This window comes from Nonomuraea sp. C10, assembly GCF_008017515.1.
In the GTDB taxonomy this organism is placed as follows: Bacteria; Actinomycetota; Actinomycetes; order Streptosporangiales; family Streptosporangiaceae; genus Nonomuraea; species Nonomuraea ferruginea.
On sequence record NZ_VPFF01000001.1, the window covers coordinates 4,138,203 to 4,165,188 of the forward strand.

At 73.6% G+C, this 26,986-nt stretch carries 20 protein-coding genes and 1 pseudogene; 9 read left to right on the forward strand and 12 right to left on the reverse strand.

The window, feature by feature from the left end:
* Window positions 1-4: 4 nt before the first annotated feature.
* Both asnB and FR742_RS19010 read left to right on the forward strand, forming a co-directional pair.
* A complete protein-coding gene (asnB, locus tag FR742_RS19005; protein ID WP_148032185.1) occupies window positions 5-1,585 on the forward strand; it encodes an asparagine synthase (glutamine-hydrolyzing) in 1,581 nt (526 codons plus the stop codon).
* Window positions 1,582-3,411, forward strand: coding sequence for a S9 family peptidase (locus FR742_RS19010; RefSeq protein WP_148032186.1), 1,830 nt, complete (start codon window positions 1,582-1,584; stop codon window positions 3,409-3,411). Before asnB ends, FR742_RS19010 begins: the two co-directional genes overlap by 4 nt.
* A 16-nt stretch (window positions 3,412-3,427) precedes the next feature.
* Here FR742_RS19010 and FR742_RS19015 read toward each other — a convergent pair whose 3' ends face one another.
* The 3 genes from FR742_RS19015 to FR742_RS19025 form a co-directional block, all read right to left on the reverse strand.
* Entirely contained in the window at window positions 3,428-4,456 is a 1,029-nt protein-coding gene (locus FR742_RS19015; protein WP_187281210.1) for a glycosyltransferase family 9 protein, read from the reverse strand.
* Window positions 4,453-4,716: a hypothetical protein gene (locus tag FR742_RS19020; protein ID WP_148032188.1), complete on the reverse strand. Its 264-nt coding sequence runs from the start codon at window positions 4,714-4,716 to the stop codon at window positions 4,453-4,455. The genes FR742_RS19015 and FR742_RS19020 overlap by 4 nt, the downstream gene beginning before the upstream one ends.
* A gap of 69 nt (window positions 4,717-4,785) precedes the next feature.
* Complete coding sequence (locus FR742_RS19025; protein WP_148032189.1) at window positions 4,786-5,799, reverse strand: TerC/Alx family metal homeostasis membrane protein; 1,014 nt, start codon at window positions 5,797-5,799, stop codon at window positions 4,786-4,788.
* 216 nt (window positions 5,800-6,015) lie between these two features.
* Between FR742_RS19025 and FR742_RS19030 the strand changes: the two genes are divergently transcribed.
* On the forward strand, window positions 6,016-6,648 hold the full coding sequence (locus FR742_RS19030) for a pyridoxamine 5'-phosphate oxidase family protein (protein WP_222708974.1): 633 nt from the start codon (window positions 6,016-6,018) through the stop codon (window positions 6,646-6,648).
* On the opposite strand, the gene FR742_RS19035 is transcribed toward FR742_RS19030, so the two are convergent.
* On the reverse strand, window positions 6,649-7,671 hold the full coding sequence (locus FR742_RS19035; protein ID WP_148032190.1) for a zinc-dependent alcohol dehydrogenase family protein: 1,023 nt from the start codon (window positions 7,669-7,671) through the stop codon (window positions 6,649-6,651). It lies immediately after the preceding gene.
* A 169-nt stretch (window positions 7,672-7,840) separates the two neighbouring features.
* Here FR742_RS19035 and FR742_RS19040 point away from each other — a divergent pair, with 169 nt between their 5' ends.
* The 3 genes and pseudogenes from FR742_RS19040 (at window position 7,841) to FR742_RS46580 (ending at window position 11,350) form a co-directional block, all read left to right on the forward strand.
* Window positions 7,841-8,359, forward strand: a complete 519-nt coding sequence (locus FR742_RS19040; RefSeq protein ID WP_148032191.1) for a (2Fe-2S)-binding protein — start codon at window positions 7,841-7,843, stop codon at window positions 8,357-8,359.
* Window positions 8,356-9,114 carry a xanthine dehydrogenase family protein subunit M gene (locus FR742_RS19045; protein ID WP_148032192.1) on the forward strand — a complete coding sequence of 253 codons (759 nt, stop codon included), beginning with the start codon at window positions 8,356-8,358 and terminating at the stop codon, window positions 9,112-9,114. Before FR742_RS19040 ends, FR742_RS19045 begins: the two co-directional genes overlap by 4 nt.
* 104 nt (window positions 9,115-9,218) lie before the next feature.
* Window positions 9,219-11,350 (forward strand): annotated as a pseudogene (locus FR742_RS46580) (xanthine dehydrogenase family protein molybdopterin-binding subunit).
* Window positions 11,351-11,398: 48 nt separating this feature from the next.
* Here FR742_RS46580 and fdhA read toward each other — a convergent pair.
* The 8 genes from fdhA to FR742_RS19090 all read right to left on the reverse strand — a co-directional run bounded on the left by fdhA (window position 11,399) and on the right by FR742_RS19090 (window position 22,958).
* Complete coding sequence (gene fdhA, locus FR742_RS19055; protein WP_148032193.1) at window positions 11,399-12,619, reverse strand: formaldehyde dehydrogenase, glutathione-independent; 1,221 nt, start codon at window positions 12,617-12,619, stop codon at window positions 11,399-11,401.
* 49 nt (window positions 12,620-12,668) lie between these two features.
* On the reverse strand, window positions 12,669-13,553 hold the full coding sequence (locus tag FR742_RS19060) for an MIP/aquaporin family protein (protein ID WP_148032194.1): 885 nt from the start codon (window positions 13,551-13,553) through the stop codon (window positions 12,669-12,671).
* A gap of 79 nt (window positions 13,554-13,632) precedes the next feature.
* Window positions 13,633-15,438, reverse strand: coding sequence for a selenocysteine-specific translation elongation factor (locus FR742_RS19065; protein ID WP_148032195.1), 1,806 nt, complete (start codon window positions 15,436-15,438; stop codon window positions 13,633-13,635).
* Window positions 15,438-16,736 carry an L-seryl-tRNA(Sec) selenium transferase gene (selA, locus tag FR742_RS19070; RefSeq protein WP_148032196.1) on the reverse strand — a complete coding sequence of 433 codons (1,299 nt, stop codon included), beginning with the start codon at window positions 16,734-16,736 and terminating at the stop codon, window positions 15,438-15,440. Before selA ends, FR742_RS19065 begins: the two co-directional genes overlap by 1 nt.
* A 103-nt stretch (window positions 16,737-16,839) precedes the next feature.
* Window positions 16,840-17,763 carry an NrfD/PsrC family molybdoenzyme membrane anchor subunit gene (gene nrfD, locus FR742_RS19075; protein WP_261808620.1) on the reverse strand — a complete coding sequence of 308 codons (924 nt, stop codon included), beginning with the start codon at window positions 17,761-17,763 and terminating at the stop codon, window positions 16,840-16,842.
* Complete coding sequence (locus FR742_RS19080) at window positions 17,760-18,536, reverse strand: 4Fe-4S dicluster domain-containing protein (protein ID WP_148034666.1); 777 nt, start codon at window positions 18,534-18,536, stop codon at window positions 17,760-17,762. Before FR742_RS19080 ends, nrfD begins: the two co-directional genes overlap by 4 nt.
* Before the next feature lie 4 nt (window positions 18,537-18,540).
* Window positions 18,541-21,717 carry a formate dehydrogenase gene (gene fdh, locus FR742_RS19085; RefSeq protein ID WP_148032197.1) on the reverse strand — a complete coding sequence of 1,059 codons (3,177 nt, stop codon included), beginning with the start codon at window positions 21,715-21,717 and terminating at the stop codon, window positions 18,541-18,543.
* A gap of 77 nt (window positions 21,718-21,794) precedes the next feature.
* The gene (locus tag FR742_RS19090; RefSeq protein WP_222708976.1) at window positions 21,795-22,958 is read right to left on the reverse strand and encodes a cysteine desulfurase family protein; all 1,164 of its coding nucleotides are present in this window, start codon (window positions 22,956-22,958) and stop codon (window positions 21,795-21,797) included.
* A gap of 266 nt (window positions 22,959-23,224) precedes the next feature.
* Between FR742_RS19090 and FR742_RS19095 the strand changes: the two genes are divergently transcribed.
* The 3 genes from FR742_RS19095 (at window position 23,225) to FR742_RS19105 (ending at window position 26,984) form a co-directional block, all read left to right on the forward strand.
* The gene (locus FR742_RS19095; protein ID WP_148032198.1) at window positions 23,225-23,506 is read left to right on the forward strand and encodes an FmdB family zinc ribbon protein; all 282 of its coding nucleotides are present in this window, start codon (window positions 23,225-23,227) and stop codon (window positions 23,504-23,506) included.
* Between the two features lie 27 nt (window positions 23,507-23,533).
* Complete coding sequence (fmdA, locus tag FR742_RS19100) at window positions 23,534-24,790, forward strand: formamidase (protein WP_148032199.1); 1,257 nt, start codon at window positions 23,534-23,536, stop codon at window positions 24,788-24,790.
* A gap of 115 nt (window positions 24,791-24,905) precedes the next feature.
* Window positions 24,906-26,984 carry a sensor histidine kinase gene (locus FR742_RS19105; RefSeq protein ID WP_148032200.1) on the forward strand — a complete coding sequence of 693 codons (2,079 nt, stop codon included), beginning with the start codon at window positions 24,906-24,908 and terminating at the stop codon, window positions 26,982-26,984.
* The last annotated feature ends 2 nt before the right edge of the window (window positions 26,985-26,986 follow it).

A 26,986-nucleotide genomic window follows, 5' to 3' on the forward strand; every position in this document is an offset into this window, starting at 1 on the left:
GGCGATGTGCGGGCTGAGCGGTGAGATCCGCTTCGACGACGCGGAGGCGGACCTCGGCGCCGTGGGCCGGATGACCGAGGCCATGCGCGACCGCGGGCCCGACGGCTCCGGCCTGTGGTCGCACGGGCCCACCGCCCTCGGCCACCGCCGCTTGAAGATCATCGACCTGTCGGAGAAGGCGGCCCAGCCCATGGTCGACGCCGAGCTGGGCCTCGCGGCGGTGTTCAACGGCTGCCTCTACAACTACCGGGAGCTGCGCGCCGAGCTGCGCCGCGCGGGCTACCGCTTCCAGTCCGGCTCCGACACCGAGGTGCTGGTGAAGGCGTTCCACCGGTGGGGCGCCGGATGCGTGGACCGCTTCACCGGCATGTTCGCGTTCGCGGTCGCCGAACGCGGCGGCGGCAGGCTCACCCTGGGCCGCGACCGGCTCGGCATCAAGCCCCTGTATCTGTCCGAGGACGGCCGGCGGCTGCGCTTCGCCTCGTCGCTGCCCGCCCTGCTGGCCGCCGGCGGGGTGGACACCGGCATCGACCCGGTCGCGCTGCACCACTACATGACCTTCCACTCGCTGGTGCCGGGCGAGCGCACCATCCTGGCCGGGGTCCGCAAGCTGCCCGCGGCCACCGTACGGGTGATCGAGGCGGACGGCACGAGCACCGAGCACCGCTACTGGGAGCCCCGCCACCGGCGCCCGGCGGCGCCCGCGGACGACGGCGAGTGGCGCAGGGCCGTCCTCGACGCGCTGCGCACGGCGGTGCGCAGGCGCATGGTCGCCGACGTGCCGGTGGGCGTGCTGCTGTCCGGCGGGCTCGACTCCAGCCTGATCGTGGCGCTGCTGGCCGAGCAGGGGCAGCGGGAGCCGGCCACGTTCAGCATCGGGTTCGAGCCGGCCGGCGGCGAGCAGGGCGACGAGTTCGCCTACTCCGACCTGGTGGCCCGGCGCTTCGGCACCGACCACCACCGCATCCGCGTCCCGGACTCCCGCCTGGCGCAGGGGGTGGAGCAGGCGGTGCACGCGATGAGCGAGCCGATGGCGCGTATCCTCGCGCCCGATCACCTGCTGGACTCCGACGTCAGCGGCGACCTCGTCCGCGCCCACCTCGCCAGGCCGGGCGCGGACACCGCGCTGGACGCCGTGCTGCGCCTGGAGACCACCGCCATGATGGTCGACGACCCGGTCAAGCGGCTCGACAACATGACGATGGCGCACGGCCTGGAGGCGCGCACGCCGTTCCTCGACCACGAGCTGGTCGAGCTGGCCGCGGCCTGCCCGGCCGAGCTCAAGCTGGCCGGCGGCGGCAAGGGCGTGCTCAAGGACGCCGCCCGCCGGATGCTGCCCGCCGAGGTCGTCGACCGGCCCAAGGGCTACTTCCCGGTGCCGGCGATCCGGCACGTCGAAGGGCGGCTCCTCGACCTCGTCCGCGACGCGCTCACCAGCCGGGCCGCCCGCGACCGCGGCCTGTTCCGGCGGGACTACGTCGACCGGCTGCTCGCCGACCCCGGCCGCGACAGGGCGGCGACAGGGGTGAACACGCTGTGGCAGCTCGGCCTGCTGGAACTGTGGCTGCAGGCCCACCTCGGATGACGCCGGAGATCATCGGCGGCCTGTCGCACCTGCCGTCGGCCGCCAGCCTGACCGCGTGGAGCTGCCTGGCGCCCGCCCTCGCCCCGGACGACAGCGCCGTCGCCTTCGTCAGCGACAGGGACGGCTCTCCCCGGGTGTGGATCCAGCCGGTCGGCGAGGACGCCGAGGCGTGGGTCGTCGACACCGGGCCGCAGCCCGCCGTCGACGTGAGCTGGGCGCCGACCGGCGCCCGGCTGGCCGTGCTGCTGGCTCCGGGCGGCGGCGAGCACACCCAGGTCTGGACGGTGCGGCCGCACGGCGGCGACCTGCGCCTGCTCTCCGCGCCCGCCGGAGGGTCGGCCGCGCTGGTCCGCTGGACGGGGCGGGGCGAGGAGGTGCTGGTCGCCGAGACGTCGGCCGCCGGCCACACCCACGCCGTGCTGGCCGACGCCGCCACGGGCGGGCGCCAGGTCATCGCCGCGGGCCGGTTGCTGTGGCCGGCCGCCATCAGCCGCGACCACGCCACGATGCTGCTGCGGCGGGGCCCGCGCGGACGGCGGCACATGTACGTGGCGACCCTCGTCGCCGAGGCGCTGGGCGCGCACCTGCCGAGCGGGGAACGGCCGCTGCTGCCCGGACTGCCGGGATCCACCGACGCCGGCGCCCTCTCCCCCGACGGCCGCACCGCGTACGTGGTCTCCGACGCCGGCCGCGACCGGGCCGCGCTGCTGGCGGTGCGGCAGGGCGCGGACGCGGTCGTGCTGGCCGAGCGGCCGGACGCCGAGCTGGACCGGTTCGCGCTGAGCGCGGACGGGCGCCGCGCGCTGCTGGTGTGGAACGAGCACGGCCGCTCCGGGCTGGACGTGCTGGAGCTGGAGACCGAGCAGCCCAGGCCGCTGCCGCCGCCGCCCGCCGACGTGGTGACCTCCGCCAGGATCAGCTGGGACGGCACCCTGGCCGTCCTCGCCGCGGAGAGCCCCGGCGACCCCTCGCACGTGCTGCTGTGCGACCTGGACCGGGGCGGCTACCGGCGGGTCGCGGGCGCCGGCCGGCTGGCCACGGCGGCGGGTGCGGAGCTGGTGCGCTTCCCCGCCCGCGACGGCCTCGTCCTGGCCGCCTGGCTCTACCGGCCGCCGCACGTGCTGGGGCCGGCGCCGTTCCTGGTGTTCCTGCACGGCGGCCCCGAGGACCAGGAGCGTCCCACGTTCAACCCCCTCTACCAGAACCTGCTGGCCGCCGGGATCGGCGTGCTCGCCCCGAACGTGCGCGGCTCCGGCGGATACGGGCGCGCCTTCCGGCAGGCGGACGACCGCGAGCTGCGCTTCCGCGCCGTCGACGACGTGGCCGACTGCGTGGCCGGGCTGGTGCGCACCGGCGCCGCCGCGCGGGACCGGATCGCCTGCATGGGCTGGTCCTACGGCGGCTATCTGACCCTGGCCGCGCTCGTCACCCATCCGGGGCTCTTCCGCGCGGGCGTGACCGTGAGCGGCATCGCCGATTTCGAGACGTTCTACGCCCGCAGCGAGCCGTGGATCGCCGCGGCCGCGATCAGCGAGTACGGACACCCGGAGACCGACCGCGACCTGCTGCGCGCCCTGTCGCCGCTGCGCGCGTTCGACCGGCTGGCCGCCCCGCTGCTGGTCGTGCACGGGGCGCACGACACCAACGTGCCGCTGTACGAGGCCGAACAGGTCGTCGACGCGGCCACGGCCCGCGGCGTGCCGTGCGACCACCTCTTCTTCGAGGACGAGGGCCACGAGATCCGGCGGATCGGCAACCGGATCAGCTTCGTGACCAAGGTGGTGGACTGGCTGACGAACCGCCTGCACACCCACGGAGCCGGGTGACCGCCGGACCGCAGGGTCACTTCAGCAGGTCCCCGGCCTCCTCCGCGACCGCGTCCACCGGCACGTCGGTCACCCATGACACCTCGTGCCCGCACCGCCCGGCGTGCGGGTCGAGCCCGCCCGCGCCGCAGACCGGGCAGGCGGGCGTCCACGACACCAGCGGCCGGTGGCGGTGGCGGGAGAGCGGGCCGGCGTTGATCAGGTTGCCGCACCAGTAGACCGCCACCGTCGCCGTCCCCACCGCGGCCGCCAGGTGGCGCGGCCCGGTGTCGTTGGCCACCAGCAGATCGCACCGCTCGTACAGCGCGGCCAGCCCGCCCACGCTCAGCTCCCCGGCGACCGCGGCCGGGGGCCGCCGCATCGCCCCGGCCACCCTGGCCACCAGGTCGCGCTCCGCCCGCGACCCGGTGACCACGACCGGCCGGCCCAGCCGGTCCGCCACCGCGGCGAAGCGCTCCGGCGGCCACCGCCGCCGCGGGTCGTTGGCCCCCGGATGTATCGCGACCAGCCCTTCCGGCAGCTCGCCCAGTTCCGCCCGGTCGCGCGCCGTCACGGTCAGGCGCGGCTCGGTCAGGCTGGTGTGGCCGCCCACCAGTGCCGCGACCTCCAGATACCGCATCGTCTCGTGCTGGAAGTGGATGTACCGTACCCACCGGTCCAGCGGCGGCGCGTCCGGGGCGCGGAGCCCGGCCGTCGTCCCCGCGCCGAGCGCCCGCACGAACGGGTTGGAGTAGCGCCCGCCGCCGTGGATCTGCACCGCCAGGTCGAAGCGCGACTCCCGCAGCCGCTCCAACAGCCCGGCAGGCGCCCGGTGGCCGTCCTCGGAGGTGGACACCCCGGTGATCGGCGGCAGCGCGATCACCTCGTCAACCGGGCCCGGCCGCCCGGCCAGGAAGTCCGCGTGCCACGGCAGGGCGAGCAGCGTGAGCTCGGCGTCCGGGTAGGCGTTCCTGATCGCCTCGACGCCGGGCAGCGCCAGCAGGAAGTCGCCGAGCGCGTTGGCGCGCAGCACCGCGATCCGCCGCACCCCGGCGACCGTGCTCACGGCTGTTCCAGGACGGTCGTCGGCTGCTCCAGACGGCAGGCCCGGCCCGCTCCCCCGTACCGCTCCATCACCCGCAACCGCGCCACCACGTCCTCGTACGCGGACTCCGCCGGCGGGTCGTGCGCGACGGGCGCCCGCGACCGGTCGGAGATCACCACGCGGGCGCCGGTCACGCGCCGCGCCGCCAGGCCGGTCAGGGTGACCAGCACGGGACGGTCCCTGGCCGGGACGAGCACGTCGAGGTCGCGGGCGTCGGGCACGGTTGCCGGGCTACCCCCGCCTCCGGGGCAACAAACCGGACAACCCTGCTGACCTGGGCATATGCCGGGTCACCGGTCCGGGCGTTCTCCGGCGCGGCGCTCGTCGCGCTGGTTGGCGCGCACGCTGGTCAGCGTGACGGTGAGCAGGACCGTGACGATGACGCCCAGCGAGGCGAGGGTCGGGATCTCGGGGACCTGCGGCCAGATGCCGTGCGCCCAGTGCAGGACGAGCTTGACGCCGATGAACGCCAGGATGAGGGCGAGCCCGTGGTTGAGGTAGCGGAGCTTGCTGAGGGCTCCCTGCAGCACGAAGTAGAGCGCCCGCAGGCCGAGCAGAGCGAAGGCGTTGGTGGCGAACACCAGGAACGGGTCCTCGGTGACGCCGTAGACGGCGGGCACGGAGTCGACGGCGAACACGATGTCCGTGGCGAAGACCGCCACGATGGCCAGCGCCAGCGGGGTCAGCGCGTACCGCCCGGCCTCCCTGACGACGAGCCGCGAGCCCCGGTAGTCGTCGGTCACCGGCACGAACCGGCGCAGCAGCCGGATCGAGCGGATGGAGGAGATGTCGACCTCCTGCTCCCGGCCGCTCGCCGCGTCCTTGAAGACCTTCCCGGCCGTCAGCACGAGGATCGCGCCGAACAGCAGGAACGCCCACGTGCCGCTCTGCAGGGCGGCGGCTCCGAGCGCGATGAAGACGGCCCGCAGCACCAGCGCCCCGATGATCCCGTAGAGCAGGACACGCTGGGCCAGCGCGGCGGGCACCGCGAAGGCGCCCAGCAGCAGCATGAACACGAACAGGTTGTCCACCGACAGCGACTTCTCCACGACGTAGCCGGTGAAGAACTCCACTGCCACGGTGGACCCGGCCCACGCCCACAGGCCGAACCCGAACACCACGGGAAGGGCCAGGTAGAAGATCGACCAGCCGGCCGCCTCGCGCATCCGCACCTCGTGCGGGCGCCGCGTGACGACGAAGTCGAGTACGAGCAGGGCGACCAGCCCCGCGATGGTGATCGCCCACAGCTGGGGTGAGGCGATCGTCTGCAGTTCGACGGCAGCCAAGACTGACGTGGCGGGCATGCATCCTCCTCGAACGCTGAGCCGTTCGAGGTCTCCTTCACCCGCTTGACGCGGGCGGCCGCCCGGGGACCCGCCACAGGTCCGTACTGACCGGGTTCGACGCTTGGGAAGTACTCCCCTCGTTGCCCTCCACGGTAAAGCATCCGCAGAGGGTGATCCACCCGGGGATGCTCACGTACGGGCCGGGGGCTGCGTGCCCACCACTATATTGAGGCGGTGCATCACGCTTCTGAGATCCGTACGGTGACGACCGAGGCCGAGCTCCGGGAGATCGTGCCGGAGCCGTCGCAGGGCATCTGGGACAAGGACATCGGCCGGATCGACGAGCACGCCCGCGCGATCATCGCCCACTCGCCGCTCGTGCTGCTGGCGACCTCGAACCCCGACGGGACGTGCGACGTCTCGCCGCGCGGCGACCCGGCCGGGTCGGTGCTGGTCCTCGACGACCACCGCCTGGCGCTCGCCGACCGGCCCGGCAACCACCGCGTCGACAGCTTCCGCAACGTGCTGCGCAACCCCCACGTCGGGCTGCTGTTCATCGTGCCGGGGATGAACGAGACCCTGCGGGTGAACGGCCGCGCCACCCTCGTGGCGGACGCGCCGTTCTTCGACGACCTGGTGGCCCGGGGCAGGCGGCCCCGGCTGGCGGTGCTCGTGGACGTCGAGGAGCTCTACATGCACTGCGCGAAGGCGTTCCTGCGGTCGTCGCTGTGGAAGCCCGAGACCTGGCCGGCCCGCGACAGCCTGCCCACCCTCGGGCAGATCGCCAAGGACCACCTGGGCCTCAGGGACGTTCCGGCGGAGGCGATCGACGAAGGGCTCGCCCTGGACGCCCGCACCAACCTGTAGTCAGGGCAGGAGGAGTGCCTTGATCGCGCGGCGCTCGTCCATCGCCCGGTAGCCCTCCGCGGCCTGGTCCAGTGGCAGGGTCAGGTCGAAGACCTGGCCGGGATCGATCTTCCTGTCGCAGATCAGCCCGATCAGCTCGGGAAGATACTGCCGCACCGGCGCCGGCCCACCGTGCAGGTGCACGAGCGAGAAGAACAGCTCGTCGCCCTGCAGCGCGACGTCGTGGGAGACGCCGACGAAGCCGACGTGGCCGCCGGGGCGGGTGGAGCGGATGGCCTGCGTCATCGACTCCTGGGTGCCGACCGCCTCGATGACGCTGTGCGCGCCGAGCCCGCCCGTCAGCTCCTTGATCCGGGCCACCCCTTCGTCGCCGCGTTCGGTGACGATGTCCGTGGCGCCGAACCGGCGGGCCAGCTCCTGCCGGGGCGCGTGCCGGCTCATCGCGATGACCCGCTCGGCCCCGAGCTGCCCGGCCGCGAGGATCCCGCACAGTCCGACGGCGCCGTCACCGACGACCACGACGGTCTTGCCCGGCCCGGCCGCGGCGGCGACGGCGCCGAACCATCCGGTGCCCAGCACGTCGGAGGCGGCCAGCAGGCTCGGCACCAGATCGGCGTCCGGCATGCCGGGGGTCGCGACGAGCGTGCCGTCGGCGAGCGGTATCCGCGCCAGCTCGGACTGCGTGCCGATCGAGCCCATGAGCACCCGGTGGACGCAGCCGCTCTGGTAGCCCGCCCGGCAGATCTCGCAGGTGTTGTCGGAGGCCCAGAACGAGCCGACCACGAACTGACCCGGCCTGATGGTGGTGACCTGGCTGCCGACCTCCTCCACGACGCCGACGTACTCGTGCCCCATGGGAGCCGCCCCGTCGAGCTTCTCGACCCCCCGGTAGGGCCACAGATCGGATCCGCAGACGCAGGTCGCCGAGAGCCGGATGACCGCGTCGGTGGGCTCGACGATCACCGGGTCGGGACGGTCCTCGACGCGGACGTCGCCCGGAGCGTACAGAACTGCTCCACGCATGGTGAATCCCCTCTTCCACGTAGGTGTCAGGCTTCCCCCGCCCCGCTTCCGAAAACGGGAAGGCCGGGGCGGGGCGCCCGGGTTTACCCGGCCCAAGCCCTCGCCTCAGCTCCTCCGTACCTTCGCCGGGTAGGGAAGGACAGGCCAGCGGCCAGGGGAAGGGAAGACCATGTCCGATACCGATCGCCGCCCGCGCGTCATCCAGGGGCCGGAGAGCGTCCCGGTGTCGCTGAGGATCAACGGCAGGCCCCGGGTCCTCCAGGTCGAGCCGCGCGTGAGCCTGCTCGACGCGCTGCGCGAGCACCTCGGCCTGACCGGCACCAAGAAGGGCTGCGACCAGGGCACCTGCGGGGCCTGCACCGTGTGGTCCGACGGCCGGCGGGTGCTCGCCTGCCTCATGCTGGCCGTCACCGTCGCGGGCCGCGAGATCACCACGATCGAGGGGCTCGCCGGCGACGACGGGCCGCACCCGATGCAGCGGGCCTTCGTCGAGAACGACGCCTTCCAGTGCGGCTACTGCACCCCTGGACAGATCATGTCCGCGGTCAAGCTCATCGAGGAGGGCAACGCCGTCACCGACGAGGACATCGCCGAGTTCATGAGCGGCAACCTCTGCCGTTGCGCGGCGTACCCGAACATCCGCGCCGCCATCCGGCAGGTCCGCGACGGCGCGGGAGGCGCGTCGTGAGGCCGCTCACCTACAGCAGGGCCAGGGACGTCGGCGACGCGATCGCCCTGGCGGCGGCGAGTCCCGCGAGCGCCTTCCTGGCCGGCGGGACCAACGAGGTGGACCTGCGCACCCGCTGCCCCTACCTGCGCGACGGCGTCTCGCCCTGCAACAAGCGCGAACCGGGGACGGGCTGCTCGGCGCTCGACGGGCTGAACCGGGGCCACGCGATCCTCGGCACCAGCGAGCGCTGCATCGCCACCCACCCGTCGGACGTCGCCGTCGCGCTGGTGGCGTTCGACGCCGTCATCCGGACGGCGGGGCCCGGCGGCGAGCGGGCGATCGCGGCCGACGACCTCTTCCTTCTTCCCGGCGACACGCCCGAGGTCGAGCACCCGCTGGCGCACGGCGAGCTGATCGTCGGGATCGACGTTCCCGGCGAGCCGCTCGGCCGCGGCTCGGTCTACCTCAAGTTCCGCGACCGGCAGTCGTACGAGTTCGCCCTCGTCTCGGTCGCGGCGGCCGTGGAGGCGGAGGACGGGATCGTCACCGGCGTCCGGCTCGCTCTGGGCGGGGTCGGCACGAAGCCCTGGCGGGCGAGGCGGGCGGAGGCGGCGCTCGTCGGCGGCCCGGCGGACGAGGCGGCCTTCCGGCGGGCCGCCGCGCTCGAACTCGACGCCGCCGTGCCTCGCCGGTACAACGCGTTCAAGGTCGAGCTCGCGCGCCGCGCGGTGGTGCGCGGCCTGACTCACAGCCTGAGGGGAGTCCGGCCATGACCACGGTCGGCACGCCGGTCACGCGGGTGGACGGCCCGGCGAAGGTGACCGGCGCCGCGCGGTATTCAGCGGAGATCTCGCCGCCGGGGGCGGCGCATCTCGCGATCGTCGGCGCGTCCGTCGCCGCCGGCCGGGTGTCCGCGATGGACACCGGCGCGGCGCACGCGGCCGAGGGCGTCCTCGCCGTGCTCACCCACGAGAACCTGCCGAGGATCGCCGCGCCGCCGCGCCTGCTGCCGTCGCTGGCGGGCCTGACCGCGCCCGGCGAGAGCTTCTTCCCGATGCAGGACACCGTCGTGCACTACGCGGGACAGCCGGTGGCCCTGGTCGTCGCCGAGACGTACGAGCAGGCACGGTACGCGGCTTCGCTGGTGCGCGTCTCGTACGACGTCGTCCAGGCGACCGCCACGATCGAGCAGGGGCGCGGCCGGTCGTACGAGGGGGAGCGCCTGTTCGGCGGGCTGCTGCCGGGGCGCGAGGAGCGCGGCGACGCCGAAGCCGGCCTGGCCCGGGCCGACGTGCGGGTGGAGGCCCGCTACCGGATGGCGGCCAACCACCACAACGCCCTTGAGGCGCCGTCGACGGTCGCCGTCTGGGACGGCGACGACCTGACGTTGTACGAGTCGACCATGGGCGTGCGGGCCACCCAGCAGACCGTGGCCCACCTGCTCGGCCTGCCCGTCTCCCGCGTCCGGGTCATCACGTCCTTCGTCGGCGGCGCGTTCGGCTCCAAGGCGATGGTGTGGCCGCACACGACGCTCACCGCCATGGCCGCGCGGCACGTCGGCCGGCCGGTGAAGCTGATGCTCACCCGGCCGCAGATGTTCACCTCGACGGGGCACCGCGAGGAGCAGGAAAGAGCATGGCGCTCGGCGCCACCCGGGACGGCTGGCTGACCGCGATCCGGCACGAGAAGCTGTCGGTCACCTCGCCGTTCGACGACTGGGCCGAGCCCGCGACCGGCGTCTCGTCGCAGCTGTACGCGTGCGGCGACTACCTCGGCGTGCACCGCCTCATCAGGGGCAACACCATGACGCCGACCTTCACCCGGGGCCCCGGCGAGACCCTCGGCGTCTTCACCCTTGAGGCGACGATGGACGAGCTGGCCTACCGGCTCGGGATCGACCCGCTCGACCTGCGGCTGCTCAACCACGCGCGGACCGACCCGCACGGCAACCCGTGGTCCAGCGGCGGGCTGGAGGAGTGCCTCCGCCTCGGCGCCGAACGATTCGGCTGGTCCGGGCGTGACCCGGCCCCCCGCACGCGGTCCGACGGCGACTGGCTGATCGGCACCGGGATGGCGGCCGCGGCGTACCCGGTGGCGTTGTTCATGCCGCCCCAGCGCGCCCGGGCCCGTCTCTTCGCCGACGGCAGCGCGGTCGTGCAGACCTCGACGCAGGAGATCGGCACCGGCGTGCTCACCATCGCCACCCAGGTGGGAGCGGACGCGCTCGGCGTCACCCTCGCCGACCTGCAGGTCCAGGCCGGCGACACCGATCTGCCCAACAGCACGGCGGCGGTGGGCTCGACCGGCGCGGGCATGGTCGGCTCCGCCGTCCACGCCGCCGGCACCGCGCTGCGCGAGCAGCTCGTCGCGCTGGCGGTGGGTGACGAGGCGTCACCGCTGCACGGCGTCGCCCCCGCGTCGGTGACCGTGGCCGCCGGGCGCCTGTCCTCCGCCGAACGTCCCGGCGCCGCCGACACGTACCGTGAGCTGCTCGAACGCCACCACCTGTCCGACGCGGAGGCGACGGGCACGTGGCGTCCGCCGCCGCTGGACACGCCGCACGGCCTGCTCACCTTCGGCGCCCAGTTCGCCGAGGTCGCCGTGGACCCGGAGTTCGGCCTCGTCCGCGTCCGCCGGCTGAGCGGCGCGTTCGCGCCCGGACGGGTGCTCAACCCGCTCCTGGCCCGCAGCCAGCTGATGGGCGGCATGCTCTGGGGCCTGGGCCAGGCTCTCCTGGAAGGCAACCACGCGGACCCCCGCACGGGCCGCTGGGCCGCGGCGAACCTGGGCGAGTACCTCGTGCCGGTCAACGCCGACGCGCCCGAGGTCACGGTCGACCTCGTCGAGGTGCGCGACGACGTCGTCGGCCCACTCGGGGTCAAGGGGGTCGGGGAGATCGGTCAGGTCGGGGTGGCCGCCGCCATCGCCAACGCCGTCTTCCACGCGACCGGCCGCCGCGTCCGCGGCCTGCCCATCGCGCCCGAGACGGTGATGGACCCGGCCTGGTGACGGCCCGGGGGACCGCGAGCGACGGCTCGCGCCGCTCGCGGCGCATGGTCACCTGGACGCGAGCATGCCGTGCGGGTCGATCACGTACTTGCGCGCCGCGCCCTCGTCGAACTCGTGGTAGCCGCGCGGGGCGTCGTCCAGCGAGATCGGGGTGGCGTTGACCGCCTTGGCGATCTGCACGCGGTCATGCAGGATCGCCTGCATGAGCTGGCGGTTGTACCGCATGACCGGGCACTGGCCGGTGACGAAACTGAGCGACTTGGCCCAGCCGAGACCGATCTGGATCGACAGCGAGCCCTGCTTGGCCGCCTCGTCCGCCGCGCCGGGGTCACCGGTCACGTAGAGTCCCGGGATGCCGAGCGCGCCACCCGCCCGGGTGACGTCCATCACCGTGTTGAGCACGGTCGCGGGCTGCTCCTTCTCCGCCTCCTTGCCGTGGCCGCGGGCCTCGAAGCCGACGGCGTCCACGGCGCAGTCCACCTCGGGCTCGCCGAGGATCTGCTCGATCTGGTCCTTCGGCTCGCCCTCGGCCACGTTGACGGTCTCGCAGCCGAAGCTCCGGGCCTGCTCCAGACGGTCCTTGTTCAGGTCGCCGACGATGACGACGGCGGCGCCGAGCAGGAACGCCGAACTCGCCGCGGCGAGCCCGACCGGTCCGGCCCCGGCGACGTAGACGGTCGAGCCCGGCCCCACCCCGGCGCCCACACAGCCGTGGAACCCCGTCGGGAAGATGTCCGCGAGCATGGCCAGGTCGAGCATCTTCTCCATCGCCTGGTCCTTGTCCGGGAACTTCAGCAGGTTCCAGTCGGCGTACGGCACCAGGACGTACTCCGCCTGGCCGCCCACCCAGCCGCCCATGTCGACGTAGCCGTAGGCGGAGCCGGGCCGGTCCGGGTTGACGTTCTCGCAGACGCCGGTCTTGCGTTCCTTACAGTTGCGGCAGCGGCCGCAGGAGATGTTGAACGGCACGGACACGAGGTCGCCGGTCTTGATGTACTCGACGTCGGGGCCGGTGTCGACCACCTCGCCGGTGATCTCGTGACCGAGGATGAGGCCCGTCGGGGCCGTGGTACGGCCTCGGACCATGTGCTGGTCGCTTCCGCAGATGTTGGTCGCGACCGACTTGAGTATCGCCGCGTGGGGCAGTTTGCGGCCCACGTTGGCCGGGTTGACGCCCGGACCGTCCTTGAGTTCGTAGTCGGGATAGTCGGTCACGCGTACCTCGACCTTGCCGGGGCCCTCGTAGGAGACTCCTCTGTTACCTGACATGACGTGCCCTCTCCCTTGTACGGGGTGCGAATGGCGGGTGGTCACGTGGTCATCGATCACCCCCGGGGCCGGGGCGGCGGCGTGGGCCGTGCGCCGGGCGGTCGCGTACCAGGTCGTCGCGAGAGCTCCGGGCCACCGGGACGTCCCGCGCGAGGTCCTCCTCGTCACCCGGCCGCCGGGTGCCGGTGATCTCCCCGGCGGTGCCCTGCTCGGCCGCCTCGGGCAGCTCGCGCGCCGGGCGCGCCACCTGGTCGTACACGAGCACGGCGAGTACGGCTCCGACGACCGGGCCGATGATGTAGACGCCGAACTCCGACCATGGCGTGTCACCGCCGAACACGCTCGTCGTCAGGTACGGGCCGAAGGTGCGGGCGGGGTTGACGGAGCCGCCCGTCATGGGGCCGATCACGAAGATCTCGCAGGCGACGGCCATGCCGATGATCCACCCCGCCCAGCCGCTCGGCGCCCGGCGGTCCACGGCCATCGCCATGATGGTGAGCATCAGCAGGAACGTGCCCATCACCTCCAGCAGGATGCCCTGCCCATAGCTCACGCCCTCGCCGAGAGCGGTGAGCCCGGTGCCCAGGTCGGCGGCCCGGCGGCCGAAGCCGCCCACGATGAGCAGACCGCCGGCGAACGCCCCGATGAGCTGCGCCACGATGTACGGTGGCACCTCCGCCCACGGGAACCTGCGGCCCGCCGCCAGGGCGAGGGTGACGGCCGGGTTGATGTGCGCGCCCGACGTGGTGCCGAAGGCGTAGATGACGAGCGCGACGACCACGGCGAACGACAACGAGATGAAGCCGAGCGCGGCGTAAGAAAGCTCACCGTTGCCCATGAGCAACGCGGCCACCACGGATCCCGGACCGAAGATCACCAGCAGCATTGTCCCGATGGCTTCCGCGACGAGCCGCCGTGGAAGGTCTCCGACCATCGCAACCCCCAGATGACGATGGTTCACAATCCCCCTGATTTCCCAATATATATACCCAGGTCCAGGCCCCTAAGCGGAGTCATCCGCAGCGGCGGCGCACCTCGTCCAGCCGCTCGGTGAGACCGGCCCTGTCGAGGTGTTCGAGCAGCGGCACGGCGACCCGGCGGGTGGTGCCGAGCGCGCGTCTGGCCTGGCTGACCGTGAACGGCTGCGGCAGCCGGCTGAGCACCTCGGCCGCCCGCCCGTCGGCTCCCGGCAGCAGCACGATGCCCTCGCCCACCCGCAGCAGGCTCCCCGCCCGCACGGCCGCCGCCAGCTCCTTCGGGCCCAGTCCCAGCTCGGCCAGCCGCCCCGCCTCCGGCGCCTGGAACGGCCGCGCCGCCAGCTCCCGCTGCACCCGCTCCACCGCCAGCGCCACGGGCCCCGGCAGCCCTGCCTGCCTCGCCACGATCCGCCCGCCGGCGAGCGTGAGCGGCGGCCCCACCAGCGCCGCGACCAGCCGCCGGTCCGGCAGCCCCAGCTCGCGCCGGGCCGCCTCGACCGGCATGGCCGGCTCCAGGGGATTGCGCTCCGCGTACCGCCGCGCCGCCTCGCTCAGCCGCCTCCGCGACTCCTCCCAGTAGTCCGGATCGGCGTGCCACTCCCCCGCCACCCCGGGAACCTCGGGCGCCGCCCCCATGGCCCGCAGGTCGGCGGCCCGCAGCAGCCGATGCACCCGCAACGCGAACGCCGCGTCGAGCCCGGCGGGCTTGTCGGGGGCCTCGGGGGCGGGCTTCGGAAGGGCCGTTTCCAGCTGGGCGGCTCGCTCTCTGCCGGCGCCCCGGCCGCGCAGGGCCCGGGGGCGCACGTCGAGGACGTCCGCCCCGGCGAGCACCCGCACCTCGGACCGGTCGCGCCCGGGGTCGCGCAGCAGCAGCACGTCGCCGAGACGCAGCGGCACCGGCCGGTCCAGGCGCAGCCGTACGAAGCGGCCGCCGAGGTGCCGCGCCTCGGCCGTCACGGCCGCCGACCCCACGTGGACGGTCAGCCGCCGAGGCAGGCCGGGACCCTCCTGCGGCTGTTTCCCGACGGGCGCGACGCGTACGTCCACCGACTCCGTGTACGTCCACCCGCCCGGCGTGACGAGCGCCTGCCCGCGCTCGGGGAGGTCGTGCCCGCGCAGGTTGACCGCCACCCGGGCGACCCCGGACACCGTGTCCCGCGCCCGCTTCAACGACTCCAGGCCCCTGACCCGCACCGGCTCGCCGTCGAGCAGCAGCTCGTCGCCCACCGACACCGTCCCGGCGGGCAGCGTCCCGGTCACCACCGTCCCGCTGCCGGTCACGCTGAACGTCCGGTCGATCCACAACCGGACCGCCGCCCCCGGATCCGGCCGGGGCAGCCCGGCCACCAGCCGGTCCAGCGCCCGCCGCAGTTCGTCCAGCCCCTGACCGGTGCGCCCGCTCACGGCGACCGCCGCCACCCCACCGCCCGGCTTCCCGAGTGCCTCGTCCAGGCGGGCGCGGGACCGCTCGATCGCCGGGCCCGGGTCGGCGAGGTCCGAGCGGGTCACCACCAGTAGGCAGTGCCGCACCCCGAGGGCCTCCAGGGCCACCAGGTGCTCCTCCGACTGCGGCATCCACCCCTCGTCGGCCGCCACCACGAACACCACGGCCGGTACGGGCCCGACCCCCGCGAGCATCGTGCCGAGGAACCGCTCATGACCTGGCACGTCGACGAACGCGAGCGGCTCCCCCGACGGGAGGGACGTCCACGCGTACCCGAGCTCGATGGTGAGGCCGCGCCGGCGTTCCTCGTCCAGCCGGTCGGGCTCCATACCGGTGAGTGCCCGTACCAAGGTGGACTTGCCGTGGTCGACGTGACCCGCGGTGGCCACGACGTGCATCAGCCCACCACCTCCGCGACCGCCAGCACCGCGCGCGCCACGTCGTCGTCGCGTTCGGGCGGGACGGCACGCAGGTCCAGCAGCAGCTGGGCGCCCTCGATCCGGCCGACGACCGGCGGATCGCCCGTCCGCAGCGGGACGGCGAACCGTTCGGGCAGGCTCACGGCCGCGCTCGGCAGCAGCACTCCGGGAGCGCCGCCGCCGCCGACGGCGGCCTCGCTCGGCACCACCAGGGCGTCGATCCCGGCGCCGGCCAGGCGACCGGCCAGGGCGGCGGCACGCCTCTCCAGCACGGCCGGATCGGCGTGCAGCGCCCGCCGGACCGGCGGGACGGGACCGCGCAGCGTCGCCTCCAGCGCGGCGAGCGTGAGCTTGTCGACCCGCAGCGCGCGGGCGAGCGGGTGCCGGCGGCAGCGTTCGACCAGGTCGCACCGGCCCAGGAGGAGGCCCGCCTGCGGCCCGCCGAGCAGCTTGTCGCCGCTGGCCGTCACCAGGTCCGCGCCCGCCTCGATCATGGTGGCGGCGTCGGGTTCTGCGGGCAGCAGCGGCTCACGGGCCAGCAGGCCGGAGCCGATGTCGACCACGACGGGCACGCCGAGCCCGGTCAGCTCCGGCACCTCGGCCGAGCCGGTGAAGCCCTCGATCCGGAAGTTCGACGGGTGGACCTTGAGCACGAACCCCGTCGCCGGCCCCACCGCGTCGGCGTAGTCGCGGACGGAGGTGCGGTTGGTGGTGCCCACCTCGCGCAACCGCGCCCCGGTGGAGGCGAGCAGGTCGGGGATGCGGAACCCGTCGCCGATCTCGACCAGCTCGCCCCGGCTGATCACGATCTCCCGCCCGGCGGCGAGCGCGGTGGCGACCAGGACGAGGGCGGCGGCGTTGTTGTTCACGACGTGCACGTCCTGCGCCACCGGCACGGCGTCGGCGAGCGCCTCCAGCGTGCCCCGGCCCCGCCGCGACCGGGCGCCCGTCGCCAGGTCGAACTCCACGTCGGCGGACCCGGCGGCGGCGGTCATCGCCTCGACGGCCGCCGCCGACAGCGGGGCCCGGCCGAGGTTGGTGTGGATCAGCACGCCGGTGGCGTTGACGACCGGACGCAGGCTCGCCGCGCGGGCCGGGAGCGCCGTCACCGCCGCGTCGGCCACCTCCTCGGGGGCGATCTCGCCCTGCCGGGCCCGCTCCTGCGCCGCCGCCACCGCGGCCTTGACCACCGACCGGCCCAGCCGCCCGCCCGCCTCCACCAGGCGCGAGTCGGCGAGCACGGCGTCGGTGCGTGGCACCCGCCTGCGTCGATCCATGTTTCCGAACATAAGCGGAGGCGGGCGGGAATCGAACCCGCCGGGCCGAGGACTTCGGCCTCCTGAAAAGTCGGGGCCCGGCGCGCCCGGGCGGGATCCGGCTTCAGGAGGCTTCGTCGAGGCGCCGGCGCTGGGGGACGACGGTGTACTTGGGGTCGGCGGCGGAGGCGCGGCCCGCCGCGAGGATGCCGAAGCGGGTGCACAGCGAGCCCGCCGTGAGGGCGAGGCCGGACACGGCGTTGAGTGCGCGGCTGCGTCCGGCGACCACGGCGAGCAGCCCGCCGCCGGCCGTCAGGACGCGCGCGGCGCGCATGAGCCGGCCCGCCCGTCCCACCTGGTACGGCTCCCCCAGGAACCCGAGCCGGCGCTCCATCAGGTGCCCCGCGACCGTCTCCACGCCCGCCCCGAGCGCGGCCACGGCGCGGGCGGGACCGGCATGGGCCGGCGGCGTGCCGAGCATCCCGGCCGCCCCCGCGGCGGCCATCGCGCTGCCCGCGAACAGGAACGGCAGCTCCCGGTACGCCTCGTGCCAGGCGGGCACGGCGGTGTCGGCGACCAGGACGGCGGTGTAGGTGGCGGTCAGCGGCCCGGTCACCGCGGTGGCCAGCAGCGCCGCGTCACCGGCGGCCGGCAGGATGCCGGTCAGGTCACCGGCCAGGGCGGCGGCCGACAGCCCGCCGTGCGCGGCGAGGATCCACGAGCCGACGCTCATCGGCGAGGTGAGCTTGAAGACGCGGAACATGTTGAGGAACCGTTCGGGCCTGCCCAGCTCGGCGGAGAGCAGCCCGGCGCCCAGGGCCGCCCCGGCCGCCGCCGCGACGCGGGCGGTGCGGTCGAGGCGGGTCCGGCCGGTCAGCCGGGCCATCACGGCCATCGAGGACGAGACTCCCGACACACCTCCCAAATACAGATATGTCGGCATGTGGGGTTCGTGCCAGATGGGCGGCTTGATCACCGGGCGGCCGTAGTAGGACCGGAACTCCGCCTCCGCCACCACCTCCCGCGCCACGGCCCTTTCCCGCTTCACCGCCGCTCCCCCGTACGCAGGAACGCCAGAGCCACGGCGCCGGCCGCCGACAGCGCGGCCGCGCCCGCCCAGCCCCACATGGCGGGCAGGTCGCGGGTGGTCACCACCGGGTCCGGCGGCAGGCCGTACACCTCGGGCTCGTCCAGCAGCAGGAAGAACGCCCCCGTCCCGCCCACCCCGTCATCGGGGCTCTCCCCGTACAGGCGGGCCTGCTCGTTCCCGTCGGCGCGCAGCCGGGCCACCCGCTGCTCGGCGCGCTCCCGCAGCTCGTCGAGCGGGCCGAACTGGATCGAGTCGGTGGGGCACGCCTTGGAACAGGCGGGTTCGAGGCCGCCGCGCTGGCGGTCGTAGCACATCGTGCACTTCCAGGCCCGCCCGTCGCCCTCCCGCCGGTCGATCACGCCGTACGGGCAGGCGGGCACGCAGTAGCCGCACCCGTTGCAGATGTCGGCCTGCACCACCACCGTGTCGAACTCGGTCCGGAACAGCGCCCCGGTCGGGCACACGTCCAGGCAGGCGGCACGCGTGCAGTGCTTGCACACGTCGGAGGACATCAGCCACCGGTCCACGCCCTCGTCACCGCCGACGGCCACCGGTCGTGACTGCTCGATGAACGCGACGTGCCGCCAGGTGCTCGCCCCCAGCATGCCGGTGTTGTCGTAGGAGGTGGCCTCGAAGACGAAGCCGTCGTCGGGGATCTGGTTCCACTCCTTGCAGGCCACCTCGCACGCCTTGCAGCCGATGCACACGCTCGTGTCGGTGAAGAAGCCCATCCGCTCAGCCACGGCGGTACCTCTCCAGCAGGTCGAGCGCCGCCGGGCCCCTCGGCCGGCGCCCCGGCCGCACGTCACAGGTCATCGCCTTGCCTTCCTGGATGTAGACGTTCGGATCGAGGACCAGCGGCGTCAGGTCGTTGGTGACGTCACCGGTGACCAGGCCGCCTCCGCCCCACCCCCAGTGGTACGGCAGGCCGACCTGGTGGACGATCACGCCCCCGAGGCGCAGCGGCCGCATCCGCCCGGTGACCAGCACCCTCGCCTCCACCACGGCGCGGCTGGTCACGATCGTGGCCCAGCCGCCGTTGGTCAGCCCCGCTTCGGCGGCGAGCCGCGGCGACACCTCGCAGAACAGCTCGGGCTGCAGCTCGGCGAGGTAGGCCAGCGGCCGGCTCATCGCGCCCGCCGTGTGGTGCTCGGTCAGCCTGTACGTCGTCAGCACGTAGGGGAAGCGTCCATCCGGCGCGTTGTACGGGCTCTCCGGCCGGTTGTAGGTGTGGCGTGCCGGGTTGGCCTGCTGGGCGTACAGGGGGTTGGCGACCGGAGACTCGTGCGGCTCGTAGTGGGCGGGCAGCGGGCCGTCGACGAGCCCGAGCGGCACGTACAGCCAGCCCTTGCCGTCGGACTGCATGATGAACGGGTCGGTCCCGGCGAGCGCGTCCTCGGCGAAGGCGCCCTCGGGCGGCACGTAACCGGGCGGCTTGCCGATCTCGCAGTCGGGCACGTCGTGGCCGGTCCACTCGCCGCGCTCGGCGTCCCACCACACGTACGCCTTGCGCTCGCTCCACGGGCGGCCCTCGGGATCGGCGGAGGCCCGGTTGTACAGGATGCGCCGGTTGGCCGGCCACGCCCAGCCCCATTCGGGCGCCACCGCGGTCTGTTCCCGGCGGGGTCGGCGGCGGGCGGCCTGGTTGACCTCGTCGGCGTACACCCCGCAGTAGATCCAGCAGCCGCAGGTCGTGGAGCCGTCGGCGCGGAGCTGGCTGGTGGACGACAGCGCCCGCCCGTCGGGGCCGACCCCGTTGATCTCGCGGAGCACGGCCGCGGCCGAGGGCTCGCCGTGCACGCCGAGCTCCGGATAGTCCCAGGTCAGCTCGCGCACCGGCCGGTCGATCTCGTCGTCGGTCAGCCGGCGCCTGATGAGCTTGCCAAGGTGGTAGTAGAACCACAGCTCGCTGCGGCAGTCGCCGGACGGGTCGACCGCCTTCTCCCGCCACTGGAGGAGCCGCTGGGTGTTGGTGAACGTGCCCTCCTTCTCCACGTGGCTCGCGGCGGGCAGGAAGAACACCTCGGTGCCGATGTCCTCGGTGCGCAGTTCGCCCGTCTCCAGCTCCGGGCCGTCCAGCCAGAACGTGGCGGTCTCCACCAGGGACAGGTCACGGACGACGAGCCAGTCGAGGTTCGCCAGGCCGAGGCGCTGCGCCCGGCCGCCGGAGGAGCCGACCACGGGGTTCTCCCCCACCACGAAGTAGCCCTTCACGATGCCGTCGATCTGGTTCATCACGGTGGTGTAGTGGCCGTGGTCGCCGGTCATGCGCGGCAGGTGGCCGAAGCAGAAGTCGTTCTCCTCGGTGGCGGCCTCGCCCCACCACGCCTTGAGCAGGCTCACCAGGTAGGCGCGCCGGTTGCCCCAGAAGCCCGTGCTGCCGCCCTCCAGCTCCAGGTAGTGGTCCAGGCCTTCGTGCCGCCCGGCGTCCGGCATGTCCAGGTAGCCCGGCAGGATGTTGAACAGCGTCGGGATGTCGGTCGAGCCCTGGATGCTGGCGTGGCCGCGGAGCGCCAGGATGCCGCCGCCGGGCCGTCCCATGTTGCCCAGCAGGAGCTGCAGGATCGAGGCGGTGCGGATGTACTGCGCGCCGACGCTGTGCTGGGTCCAGCCGACGGAGTAGACCCAGGCGGTGGTGCGCTCGCGGCCGGAGTTCGCGATGATCGCCTCGGCCAGCTCGGCGAAGTCGTCACGCGGGATGCCGCAGAGCTGTTCGACCAGCTCCGGGGTGTAGCGGGCGAAGTGCCGTTTCACGATCTGGTAGACGCAGCGCGGGTGGGTCAGCGTCGGGTCCGTGGGCGGGCTGGGGTGCACGGCGGCCCCGCGCGCGCCGTAGGTGTCCGGCCCCGCCGTCTTGGCGTGCCGGGCTCCGCCCTCCGCCTGCTCGGAAGGATGGCCCTCAGGCGTGGACTCGTACGCCCAGCTCCTCGGGTCGTACACGGCCGTCTCCGGGTCCCAGCCGGAGAACAGGCCGTCGAGGTCCTCGGTGTCGCGGAAGTCCTCGGACACGAGGGAGGCGGCGTTGGTGTACGCCAGCACGTACTCCCTGAAGTCCAGCTCGTTCGCCAGCACGTGGTTGATCAGCGCGCCGAGCAGCACGATGTCGCTGCCCGCGCGGATCGGCAGGTGCCGGTCGGCCAGCGCGCTGGTGCGGGTGAACCGCGGGTCCACGTGGAAGACCTTCGCCCCGCGCGCCTTGGCCTCCATCACCCACTGGAACCCGACGGGGTGGCACTCGGCCATGTTGGAGCCCTGGATGACGATGCAGTCCGCCTCCGCCAGATCCTGCTGGAAGGTCGTCGCGCCGCCACGCCCGAAGCTGGTCCCCAGACCGGGGACGGTGGAGGAGTGTCAAATACGCGCCTGGTTCTCCACCTGGATGGCGCCGAGGGCGGTGTACAGCTTCTTCATCAGGTAGTTCTCTTCGTTGTCGAGCGTCGCCCCGCCCAGACTGGCGATGCCCATCGTGCGGCGCACGACCTTGCCCTCGTGGGTGTCCTCCCAGGTCTCCCGCCGGGTGCGCACCACCCGGTCGGCGATCATCTCCATCGCGGTGTCCAGGTCGAGCCGCTCCCAGCCGGTGCCGTACGGCCTGCGGTAGAGCACCTGGGTCTGGCGTCCCGGATGGGTGACGAGCTGCTTGCTGGCCGCCCCCTTGGGGCAGAGCCGTCCCCGGGAGATCGGGGAGTCGGGGTCGCCCTCGATCTGGGTGACCTTGCCGCCCTCGACGTAGACGAGCTGGCCGCAGCCGACCGCGCAGTAGGGGCAGATGGACCGGGCCACCGTGGCGGCGTCCTCGGTGCGCGGGCGCAGGGCGTCGGTGCGGCGCGACCGCGCCGCGTCGCCCCTGCCGTCCTGGCCTCTGAGCTGCCGGATCACCGGCCAGCGGGCCGGCCATCCCCTTCCTGCCATGGTGCGATCCATGCCCCGTTTCGGGGGGCGTATTCCCACGACTCTCGGACGGACCGGTCGTCCGTGGACGTGACGTTTCAGGCGGCCGCTTCGGCGATCAGCCTCGCCGCCTGCCGCACCTCCCGCTCGGTGCTCCACCGGCCCAGGGACAGCCGCACCGACTCGGACGCCCGCCGGGCCGGCAGGCCCATGGCGAGCAGTACGGGCGAGGGGGCGTCGACGCCTTCGTGGCAGGCCGATCCGGTGGCGGCGGCGATGCCGGGGACCGCGGCCAGCAGGGCCCGGCCTCCGACGCCGTCGATGCTCACGTTCAGCGTCCCCGGCAGCCGTTCGGCCGGGTGACCGTTGAGGTGGACCCGGCCGGGCAACCGGGCCTCCAGTTCGGCGTGCAACAGGTCGCGCAGGGCGGCCAGCCGTACGGCGCTGCCGGGCAGTTCGAGCCGGGCCAGCTCGGCGGCCCTGCCGAGGGCGGCGACCAGGGCGACGTTCTCCGTGCCGGCCCGCAGCCCGCCCTCCTGGCCGCCGCCGTGGATGAGCGGATGGAGCCGGGTGCCGGAGCGCACGTAGAGGGCGCCCACGCCCTTGGGCGCGTACATCTTGTGACCGACCATCGTCAGCAGGTCCACGCCGAGGGCGGACACGTCGAGGGGCACCTTCCCGGCGGCCTGCGCGGCGTCCGTGTGGAACAGGGCCCCCGACTCGTGCGCGACGGCGGCCAGCTCGGCGATCGGCTGCAGGGTGCCGGTCTCGCTGTTGCCGTAGGCGATCGAGACCAGGGCGGTCTCCCGCTCCTGGACGGCGGCGCGGAGCACGTCCGGGTCGACGCGGCCGTGCGGGTCCACCGGCACCCGCGTCACGGTGAACCCGTCCGCGCGCAGGCTCTCGCAGGAGCGCAGCACCGCCGGATGCTCGGTGGCCAGGGTGACGACCTGCCGCCCCGGGGAGCCGAGGGCGGCGCCGCGGACGGCCAGCGTGTCGGCTTCGGACCCGCCGCTCGTGAACACGATCTCACCGGGTTGGGCGCCGAGCAGTCCGGCCACCTGGCCGCGGGCGCGCTCCACGGCCCGGCGCGGCTCACCGGCGTAGGAATGGCCGCTGGAGGGGTTGCCGAAGTGCGTCGTCAGGTAGGGCAGCGCGGCCCGCACCGCCTCGGGGTCGACCGGGGTGGTGGCGTTGTAGTCCAGGTACAGCGCGCCACCGGCCAGCGCGGGATGCGCCTGGGCCCCGTCGTTCTCGCTCACGTACCGATCTTGCTCTTACCGGGCGCGACTCCGCAACGTACTCCCGTCGATCAGCCATGAACATACGGGAGGTACGTGGCATGGGTTTTGCCTAGGTATTCGGCGACCTGCCTTACTCCGCGAGCAAGCTTGGCAGAAGTGCGATCGATCGCAGGTCATTCACGCGTTAAGTTGCGTATATCCGTTTCTGAGGTTGTTTCCCCAGGTCACGTCGATAAGACGTCGTGGCCTGGGGCTTTTGTTCGAAAACGCGGGGGGCACCTTCTATGGCGACATACGGCTATCGCTGTCCGCATTGTCGCGACATCGAGGTCGTCTTTCCGATGGGCACCGCACCCGCCGCGGTGCGGTGCCCGGACTGCGGCGCGACCTCGACGCGGATGTTCTCGGCACCGATGCTGGCGCGCACTCCGGCCGCCCTGGCGGCCCGGTTGCGGCGGGCGGAGCGCAGCGCCTCCGAGCCCGAGGTCGTCACGTCCCTGCCGCCGCGCCGCGCCCCGGCCGCGGTGCCCATTCATCCCGCCACCGGTCGCCTGCCGCGCCCGTGACCGTCCCTGTGCCGAAAGGATCCAGCCGTGCCAGAGCTGATCTTCCCGCTCGACTCGACCAAGAAGTTCACCGACCAGGCCAAGATCGGTCACAACCGCTGGCATCCCGAGATCCCGCCGGTGGCGCGGGTCAAACCGGGCGACAGCTTCCGGGTCCACTGCCGGGAGTGGTTCGACGGCGCGATCCACAACGACGACTCCGCCGAGGACATCCGTGACGCCCCGCTGACGAAGGTGCACGCGCTCAGCGGCCCGTTCGCGGTGGAGGGGGCCGAGCCGGGCGACCTGCTGATCGTGGACATCCTCGACGTGGGACCCATCCCCCAGGAGGACAGCGGCCCCCTGGCCGGCCAGGGCTGGGGTTACACCGGCATCTTCGCCAAGAAGAACGGCGGCTCGTTCCTCACCGACCAGTTCCCCGACGCCTACAAGGCGATCTGGGACTTCCGCGGCCAGGAAGCCACCTCGCGCCACATCCCGGCGGTGTCTTTCACCGGCATCACCCACATCGGGCTCATGGGCACCGCGCCGTCGGCGGAGCTGCTGGCGAAGTGGAACCAGCGGGAGGGCGCGCTGATCGCCACCGACCCGGCGAGAGTGCCGGCGCTGGCCCTGCCACCGGAGCCGCAGGACGCCATCCTCGGATCGGTGTCCTCGTCCGCGTTCGACAGGATCGCCGGCGAGGCCGCCCGCACCGCGCCGCCCCGGGAGAACGGCGGCAACCAGGACATCAAGAACCTCACCCAGGGCTCCCGCGTCTTCTATCCGGTGTTCGTGCCCGGGGCGAACCTGTCGCTCGGCGACCTGCACTTCTCCCAGGGCGACGGCGAGATCACCTTCTGCGGCGCCATCGAGATGGGCGGCTTCGTCGACCTGCACGTCGACCTCATCAAGGACGGCATGCGAACGTACCGCGTCGGCGAGAACACCATCTTCATGCCGGGCCGCACCGCCCCCCAGTACAGCGAGTGGCTGGCGTTCTCCGGGATCTCCGTCACGCTGGACGGCGAGCAGCGCTACCTCGACTCGCAACTGGCCTACCAGCGGGCCTGCCTGCACGCGATCGACTACCTGACGACGTTCGGCTACAGCCCCGAGCAGGCATACCTGCTGCTCGGCGCCGCCCCGATCGAGGGCCGGCTGTCGGGGGTGGTGGACATCCCCAACTCCTGCGCCACCGTCTACCTGCCGACCGCGATCTTCGACGTCGACGTACGCCCCAGCGCGTCCGGGCCGGTCCGCGTGCCGGAGGGCACCAGCGCACCGCACGCCGCCTTCGCTTGAACCGCCGGGCACGTGCCTGGTCAGCGGCCATGCGCGCCGGATAGCGTTCTACGCTGATGCTCGCGGACGCCTGGTCGGTTCGCCGACGGGCGCTGAGAGTTCCGCGGGGCAGGGGATGCGAGCAGTGAAGGCAGACGGGGGCGGCGCGCCGGGCGCGGGCCGGGTGCGGGCGTGGGTGTCCGTCGTGCTGGCCGTGCTGTCGGTGTCGCTGACCGTGGCCGGCACCGCGATCCAGTTATCGCTGCCCGAGGAGTGGTCGCCGTGGCCGCCCCTGGCGCCCGACCACGGCGCGGGCCTGACGTTCCCGCTGATCGGCGCGTTCCTGATCGCGCACCGTCCCCGTCTGAAGCTGGCCTGGCTGATGTGTGCCGGCGGCCTCGGCTGCGCGGTCAACGTGATGGTGACCGGGCTGCAGTTCGCGCAGGCGTCGGCCGGCGACCTGGAGAGCGCCGGATGGCTGCGCATCCTGGCCGTCGTGGGCTGGATCGTCGGGGCCTGCGCGCTGGGGATCCTGACGCCGCTGCTCTCACCGGACGATCGCCTGCCCTCCCGCCGCTGGCTGCCGGTGGCGATCACCGGTGTGGCCGCGACCGTCGTCGAGGGCGTGCGCACCATCGTGCGGCCGACGCCGCCCGCGAGCACCTACCGCTGGCCGGAGGTCATCCCGAATCCGCTGGCGATCGAGGCCCTGGCTCCCTACCAGGGGGTGCTGACGCGCTCGCTGACTCTGCTGATCAACGCGTGTGTGGTGCTCGCCCTGGTCTCCCTGCTGGTGCGGCTGCGGCACGCGTCTCCGGCGGCGCGCAGGCAGATCGCCTGGCCGCTGAGCGCGTTCGTCGTCTACACGGTGTTCGTGCTGCTCGGCGAGGCCTACTGGCTGCCTGCGACGATCTGGACCGGGCTGCTTCCGGTGACGATCGCGTTCGCGGTGCTGCAGTACCGGCTGTACGGCATCGACACCGTCATCAGCCGGACCGTCATCGCGACCGGCCTGATCGCCGCGGTCGGCGGGGCCTACTTCGGCACCGGCGCCCTGGCCGCGCTGCTGGTGTCGGGCTACGACCAGGTGGCGGGGCTGGCCGCCGCGCTGGTGACGGGCGTGTTCTTCCAGCCGCTGCGCACCCGTCTGCGCCGCCTCACCGACGTGATGCTGTACGGCAGGCACGGCCAGCCGGAGGAACTGGCCAGGAGACTGGCGCGCGAGGTCGGCGAGACCGAGCCGGTGAACGCGCTGGCCGCCGTCACGGCCGTGGTGCACGACGGCCTCGGCGTGACCGGGGTCGTCGTCGAGGTCGGCACAGAGGCCGGCACAGAGGCCGGCGCCGCGGGCATGCGGGTGGAGCTGGGGACGACCGGTCCGGACCCGCGGGCCGTGCCGCTGGTGTGGCACGGCGAGCCGGTGGGCCGGATGCTGATCGGGCCGCCAGGGCCGCGCCGTTTCTCCGCCGCCTACACCGAGCGGCTGATCAGCACGGCGACCGTCCACGTCGCCGACGTCGCGCACGCCGTACTGATGACGGCCGACCTGCAACGCTCCAGGGAGAACATCCTGAACGCCCGTGAGGAGGAGCGGCGCAGGCTCCGCCGCGACCTGCACGACGGCCTCGGCCAGGCGCTCACCAACATGTCGATGTCCCTGACCATGGCCCAGCTGCGCCTGCGCGAGGTGCCGTCCACCGCCGACCGGATGCTGCGGGACCTGCGCGGGAGCATGGACTCGGTCAGCCAGGAGGTCCGCGAGCTGGTCTACGGCCTGCGCCCGCCCAGCCTGGACGACCTGGGTCTGCTCGGGGCGGTCCGCGCGCTCGCCGCGGAGCCGGGCCCGCCCGTCCAGGTCGAGGTGGAGGGCGAGACCCGCGACCTGCCGGCGGCCGTGGAGGTGGCCGCGTATCGGATCGCGCAGGAGGCGCTGACCAACGTGCGCAAGCACGCCGACGCCACCCGGATCGTCGTCACGCTGGCCTGCTCGGAGCACGCGCTGGTCGTACGGGTGCGCGACGACGGCAAGGGGCTGACCGGCCACCAGCGCTCCGGCGTCGGCTTCGCCTCGATGCGCGAGCGCGCCGCGGAGCTGGGCGGCACCTGCCGGATCACCCGGGCGCCCCTGACCGGGCCGGGGACGCAGGTGGAGGCCACGTTCCCGCTTCCCAAGCCCTCTGACGTCGGTGAGGCAGGCGTGAAGCCTCGATGGTGAGC